The following is a 6005-nucleotide window of genomic DNA, read 5'->3' as shown; positions in this document are numbered from 1 at the left end:
TTCGCCATAACAAGAAGCATTAACGTCAGTAGTCATTACAACAGGGATATCAAGTTCTTTTTCAAAGTACCCCTTAAAGTTAGTTCCAGACCAACCAGGCTTAGGGGTATCTAAGATATAACCGAAGGTTCTAGAGTTCTCATTAATATCAATTGGACCAAAGGTTCCGATACCTAGTGCATTAACAGGATTCTCTTTGAAGAAGGCTGCACTTTGTTCAAGAGTCTTTTTAGGATCTTGAGTTGAGATTCGATCTTGAGCAATAATCTTGCCGCTTTCAACGTCTTGTACAGCAACGATAAATTTAGTACCGCCAGCTTCGATACTACCTACGTATTTTTTATCTGTCATATTATTGTCATCCTTTTTTTGTATTATTATGAGATAACTATATGAAAAAATTATGCCATTGTAAAGCGCTTGCAGGTAAAATATATATTTTTATTGTATTTGATAATTATTGAATTAAGCTGCAAAGCTTGTATAATAATACCTAGAAGTCAAAAAAGGTGCTGCTACCAACAGCACCTCAGTAGATTAGAGCCGTTTCAAGAACGGTTGTATCAATTGTTTATAGCAAATGAGCCGTTAACAACCTAGCAAAAAAATTGTATCACGGCATCACTTGCTTTTTTATTTTCGCTTAGAGCGAGACTTTTCGATGGACTTCTTAGAAGCTCTTACCAATTTAGTTAATTCTATTATCAAGATAGTCAGTTGAGAAGACTTGATTCATAAAATAAAAAAATTGCCACTAAAATCAAAAATAGTGGCAATTTTTTGTTATGGTAGAAGTTAAATGTAGCACACGTTTCACGTGAAACTAAGCACCATTGTAGCTATCTAGTACAATTGGTCCTTTGCTGGAATCATTACCGAGTGGCTTAAGAGTATCGGCCTTGTTGATTAGAGGAATATTGACATGAGTTCTAGCCGTAGCAGCAATATCAGAAATGATTTGATTAGCAATCAAGCGGATATCTGGTGGAAGATTTAAATAAGTATAGCTGAATTGAATAGCAGCTCGGAGCTTATTAGCTTTTAATTGACTAAATTCAGTAATGTTCTGGTTCTCAATTGCAGAGAACAAAGCTAACCAGAATGCTTGACGTTGCTGGCGGGGGATTTCAGTATTCCAAGAAATAAATGAATTTCTAATAATGCGGCTGGTGTTAGTAAGACCTGGTGCTAAGACAAAGCCATCACGTGCAACATTCCAGCGGCGTGGGTCATGTTGCTTCATCATGTTGACGTCACTTTTGACTACTAAGGTGCGCTCAGGATGGTCTAACATCATACCGAAAATGGAACCCTCAGGAACATAAGTAATCATCTTGGAGATAGCAGATTGAAAGTTAGGGGTATCGTAAGTCTCCTTCATAAAGCCTGGTCCGTCGAAGCTATAAGCCTTAATAACACGATCTTGGTCTTGGGGTGGCAGGGATGCAACTGCGTAAGTGGCGAAGTTACCACCCTTAGAGTGACCGACAGTAATAATCTCGCTATTAGGGAAGCGATTGGCGATCTCTTGCAGATAATTAGCTGCAACTGTCTGACCAGTAATTTCTGGTTGATAGCTCATATAGACATCTTCAGTAATTCCAATCATACTACCATCAGTGCCGCGGAAGCTAACTAGGATCTTCTTAGGCGCAATTCTGAAGGTAGCAGCAGTGAATTGGATAGCGGGGCGCTTTTGGATTTTTTTTGACCAGTCGACGAATTCGATATTCTTGTAGCGGGCACTGATTGGCATTAGCTGTAGTTCAAGATTCTCAGCAGGTCCTAATTTATAAGGCTTAATGCGCTTGTAGTATAAACGCTCAGAAGCTTCGCCAAGAGTATGACCAGTAACTGACTTATCAAAAGGTAGGTAAGAAAGCGCCGCAAATAAGGCAGCATCTAAACTATTAAATGGTTCTATATCGAAAGCAAGATCACCACGCCAACGAACGTAATCAAGTAAATGTGCCATAAAATTATCCTTTCATAAGACTAAGTATACTTATCATTGTATCGTCTTTAGCTACTGAAACCTAGTCAAAGATATTTTTAATAAAAATACCCCATGAGAAAACTCATGAGGATAATTATTACTTACCGCCACGGCTATAAACAATGCTGCGGATATTAGGGTTCTTTTCAAGATTTAAGATGATATCGTTCTCGTCCTTGCGATTCTTGATTACACCATCGACGTAGACCGAGATGTGCTTAGCGTTTAGACTAATAACTTTCAAAGTAACTTGTTCAACTTCATTAGCTTCAAGCTCCTTCTTCAGCTCAGCCAAGATACCATCATGGTAATCTGCTTCAATGCGAATGGTGAAGCGGATATGTAGAATAATGAAGTTAATGAAGCTATCATCATGGAAGATAATCTGAATAATGAATAAAAAGATTGTGCTGACAACCCCAATAATATACATACCAGCTCCGATTGCTGTACCAATTGCGGCCGTTGCCCAAACACCTGCAGCAGTAGTTAACCCTGAAACTTGCTCACGTCTAACTAAGATAGTACCTGCGCCAATAAAGGAGATACCAGTAACGATCTGAGCAGCAATTCTAGATGGATCAAGTGAAATATCATTTAGTCTTAAGAGGTCGAAGAACCCATACTTAGAAACAATCATAAATAAGGCAGAAGCTACCGCAACCACCATGTGAGTTCTCATTCCGGCACTCTTGCGCTGGGTAGCCCTCTCATAACCAATAATCCCACCACAAAGGGCTGCAACTAAGACCCTAAAGAGCCAATCTAATTGGATAGAAATAGTTAAAAAGTGTGACATCAAAATTCCCCCTCCTTGCAACTTCATATTCTAGCAGAAAAATATTTTTTGAAAATAATTTTATAATTCTCTTGCAACTTAGGTCAGATTATGGTTAAATATTTAATTGTGTTAGAGATAATGCTGACTTAGCTCAGTTGGCAGAGCACGTCACTAGTAATGATGAGGTCGAAGGTTCGAATCCTTTAGTCAGCATTAAGAAGAATCATTTAAAGTAATTATCCTTGATTTATCAACTCTTTACGAAGATAAGTTAAGGATAATTTTTTTGTATAAAAATTTTGTACATACTATTTGTCTAGTGCTTAAATAATAATTTAAATAATTATAAATAATCATTATCAAGCTAATGAGTTTCAACGTGCAGTTATCTATGGTCGGCGCAGGATAGGAAAGACAGAGCTAATTTCAGAATTTATAAAAGATAAGGCAACGATTTTTTATACGGCTACGCAAGAAAATGCATAATCAAATCTTATAAGGATGAGTAATGCCGTTAGTCAATTCGGAAATCCTAATCTAGAAAATGGTCCAATTTATCCTAACTTTGATGCTTTGTTGAATCGTATTGCTAGTCTTGTTCAAACTCAACAACTGGTATTTGTAATTGATGAATATTCTTATTTAGCTGAAGCTTGAACCATTCAATTTTTTAGAAGCGCAAGCAATGCTTAAGAATTATGATAAGTTAGAGGCATTTGAATTATATGCAATTGCCGGTGGTATTCCGCAATATCTGTCCTATTTTGCTAAGAAAGTATCTATAGCTGATGATCCATCATTTGCTATCTTTGGCGGGTGCAGGTGGAAGAATGAGACAATTAGCCGTGATATTTTAGAAAAATTAATTATTAACAGTGATCTTTTTAACTATCCGGTGAAGTACTATTACTTATTTTCTAAGGTTGGCTTTACGAAGGATTGTCATCAATTAGCTAAAGAAGTTGGTTGTAAGTTGATTAGTTTTGATGAAATGTAGGCATTAATGCAGTAGAATTGAGCTAATCAAATAAATATTTAGAAAGTGATTAAGATGAAGATATACATTGTAGATGCCTTTACAGATCAGTTGTTTAAGGGAAATCCCGCTGCTGTGTGCTTAGTTGATAAGTGGCCGAGCGAAGAGATAATGAAGAATATTGCACTGGAGAATCGCTTCTCTGAAACCGCCTTTGCCATTAAGCAAGATGATAATCATTACTTATTGCGCTGGTTCACACCTGGTGGGGAGATTGATCTATGTGGGCATGCCACACTTGCGACAGCTTTTGTAATTTTTAAAAATAATCCTGATATTGGTGCAACTGTGACTTTTACTACTAGCAAGAGTGGTGATTTAACAGTTACTAAGATTAAAGACAGGTATGCAATGAAATTCCCTGCTTATAAATTAAAGCCAATTGCCGTAACAGATCAGATGACTGAGGCATTTGGCGTGGCTCCAAGTAGTGCTTATCTGGGCAGAGATTTATTATGTGTATTCGACAAAGCAACAGATGTTACAAGCATGAAGCCTGACCAAGATAAGTTGAAGAAGTTGCCGGGCTTATTACAACATGCAACTGCACAAGGCAATGAATATGATTGTGTGTCACGGTCATTTGCGCCTAAGTTAGATGTGGATGAAGATCCAGTGTGTGGTAGTGGACATTGCCACATTATTCCTTATTGGTCTGATAAATTGGGCAAAAAAGAAATCACCGCTTATCAAGCTTCAGATCGTAGCGGTGTGCTTTACTGTGAAGATGATGGTGATAGTGTTGTCTTGGCAGGGGATGCAGTATTGTATTCAAGTGGTGAATTGGCAATTCAATAGTGAAAAGTATTAGATAATTACTCAGTGAAGTGTGATTTATCTAATACTTTTTATTTTGGAATTAAACTAAAATTACCGAATAGGTACGAAAATCGACCGAATAGGTACTTTTTAAAAGAATAGTGAAAAATCCGTGTATTATATAAGTATCAATCGAATTAATGAGGGTAAATTAGATTATTATACAGAGGAAGTTAACTATGAAAGATATGATTAAGTTGAAGATAACAACAGCTCTTACTGAGTTCATTTGCTTAAGTTACTTGCTATATGTAGGATCTGCTAGCGGTTGGGATACGATATTACAATTGCCATTATTATTAATTCCGATCATGATGGTGGTAAGTCCAATACTAGCAGCAATCATTCCTAAATATGTAGCTAGTTATACTGTTATATCAGTCATTTGTGCTATTCCAGATATTGTAATTGCTCTCGTGGTACTGCCAAGTGGTAACCCATTTCCTGGTATCGTAGGTACGATCGAAGTTATCACTATTGCTTGTTTAATTGCGGGACTACTTATCTTGGTTGAAAGAAAAATCGAAAGCTAATGACAATTTTATGTTTATTTGAAGTAAAATAAACCTAAGAAAGTGCTTTAAATATTTTTAAAATAGAATTGTCTAGGTGAGAATTATGCAACACATTATCTACTTGGTTATAGGTGTATTATTACTAGTGGCTGGATTCATTACAATTAAACATGCGCAGAGCTATGTTAAAGTAACAGCAGAAACTAACAAAGGAAATTCTAATCAATTCTTAGGTTTTGCTGTTATTGCAGGGTATGTTATTGGTGGAATAATGTTTCTTGCTGGTATCATATGTGTAATTATGATGTTCTTTAGTTAATCTGCATTTAGCTAATACTTTTAAATAAAGCCAAGTATATTAGGGTACTTATTAAGTAGCTAATACTTGGCTTTTTGTTTTGGGAATATGTGAGTTTTTAAATTAATAAGCGTATATGAATAAAACTTCTTTAATTGAGGTTAAAAACTTAGAAAAGAAGATTAGCAAAAGCGATAACCAACTTAATGATTATCGCTTTTACTAATCGGATTTTTTAAACGCTGGAGTATCCGAGTTGAAAAACAACTTCAGCAAGTGTCGAGAGCTGCTGCAGATAAAGTCTAGCGTATGATAGGACTTAGGAAGTCTGAAAAACGTCAAATGGTGACTACAACCAGTCTAACCAACTACTGTGTTAGATACGTTTAGCATGGTTATAAGTTATGATTAAAAGATTACACTGACTTAAAGGCGAAAGGTAGGGGAGGTCATTCATCGCAGTTGTGGACTTGACTTCTAGTGCAAAAGGCACGGACTAGAGAAGCAATTAGGTTAGAAATGATAGACAGTTTAGATATGAAGAATTGAACTTATCTATA

8 protein-coding genes and 1 tRNA gene are annotated in these 6005 nt (G+C 36.3%); 6 read left to right on the top strand and 3 right to left on the bottom strand.

Annotated elements, in window-relative coordinates; genetic code table 11:
• The 3 genes from J2Z60_RS09530 to J2Z60_RS09520 all read right to left on the bottom strand — a co-directional run.
• A partial coding sequence (locus J2Z60_RS09530; RefSeq protein WP_209687465.1) for an ROK family protein occupies positions 1-351 on the bottom strand: 351 nt, incomplete at its 3' end.
• Positions 352-823: 472 nt separating this feature from the next.
• On the bottom strand, positions 824-1975 hold the full coding sequence (locus J2Z60_RS09525) for an Mbeg1-like protein (protein WP_209687464.1): 1152 nt from the start codon (positions 1973-1975) through the stop codon (positions 824-826).
• Positions 1976-2093: 118 nt separating this feature from the next.
• Positions 2094-2795 carry an MgtC/SapB family protein gene (locus J2Z60_RS09520; RefSeq protein WP_209687463.1) on the bottom strand — a complete coding sequence of 234 codons (702 nt, stop codon included), beginning with the start codon at positions 2793-2795 and terminating at the stop codon, positions 2094-2096.
• 122 nt (positions 2796-2917) lie between these two features.
• On the opposite strand from J2Z60_RS09520, the gene J2Z60_RS09515 reads away from it, so the two are divergent.
• From J2Z60_RS09515 to J2Z60_RS09495, 6 genes are all read left to right on the top strand, one after another.
• A tRNA-Thr gene (locus J2Z60_RS09515) sits at positions 2918-2990 on the top strand.
• A 288-nt stretch (positions 2991-3278) separates the two neighbouring features.
• Positions 3279-3434, top strand: a complete 156-nt coding sequence (locus J2Z60_RS11065) for a hypothetical protein (protein WP_342590254.1) — start codon at positions 3279-3281, stop codon at positions 3432-3434.
• Positions 3435-3462: 28 nt separating this feature from the next.
• The gene (locus J2Z60_RS11060; RefSeq protein ID WP_342590253.1) at positions 3463-3774 is read left to right on the top strand and encodes a hypothetical protein; all 312 of its coding nucleotides are present in this window, start codon (positions 3463-3465) and stop codon (positions 3772-3774) included.
• 54 nt (positions 3775-3828) lie between these two features.
• The gene (locus J2Z60_RS09505) at positions 3829-4611 is read left to right on the top strand and encodes a PhzF family phenazine biosynthesis protein (protein WP_209687462.1); all 783 of its coding nucleotides are present in this window, start codon (positions 3829-3831) and stop codon (positions 4609-4611) included.
• Positions 4612-4811: 200 nt separating this feature from the next.
• Positions 4812-5165 carry a hypothetical protein gene (locus J2Z60_RS09500; RefSeq protein WP_209687461.1) on the top strand — a complete coding sequence of 118 codons (354 nt, stop codon included), beginning with the start codon at positions 4812-4814 and terminating at the stop codon, positions 5163-5165.
• Between the two features lie 85 nt (positions 5166-5250).
• Positions 5251-5466, top strand: a complete 216-nt coding sequence (locus J2Z60_RS09495; RefSeq protein WP_209687460.1) for a hypothetical protein — start codon at positions 5251-5253, stop codon at positions 5464-5466.
• The last annotated feature ends 539 nt before the right edge of the window (positions 5467-6005 follow it).

The sequence above is a fragment of the Lactobacillus colini genome, assembly GCF_017874575.1.
Lineage (GTDB): Bacteria > Bacillota > Bacilli > Lactobacillales > Lactobacillaceae > Lactobacillus > Lactobacillus colini.
This window is presented reverse-complemented; position numbering and strand designations above follow the sequence as displayed.

Bases quoted from the DNA above. Each gene is read 5' to 3' on its own strand.
- J2Z60_RS09495 (WP_209687460.1), top strand. From the start codon at position 5,251: ATGCAACACATTATCTACTTGGTTATAGGTGTATTATTACTAGTGGCT.
- J2Z60_RS09500 (WP_209687461.1), top strand. From the start codon at position 4,812: ATGAAAGATATGATTAAGTTGAAGATAACAACAGCTCTTACTGAGTTC.
- J2Z60_RS11060 (WP_342590253.1), top strand. From the start codon at position 3,463: ATGCTTAAGAATTATGATAAGTTAGAGGCATTTGAATTATATGCAATT.
- J2Z60_RS09520 (WP_209687463.1), bottom strand. From the start codon at position 2,795: ATGTCACACTTTTTAACTATTTCTATCCAATTAGATTGGCTCTTTAGG.
- J2Z60_RS09505 (WP_209687462.1), top strand. From the start codon at position 3,829: ATGAAGATATACATTGTAGATGCCTTTACAGATCAGTTGTTTAAGGGA.
- J2Z60_RS11065 (WP_342590254.1), top strand. From the start codon at position 3,279: ATGAGTAATGCCGTTAGTCAATTCGGAAATCCTAATCTAGAAAATGGT.
- J2Z60_RS09525 (WP_209687464.1), bottom strand. From the start codon at position 1,975: ATGGCACATTTACTTGATTACGTTCGTTGGCGTGGTGATCTTGCTTTC.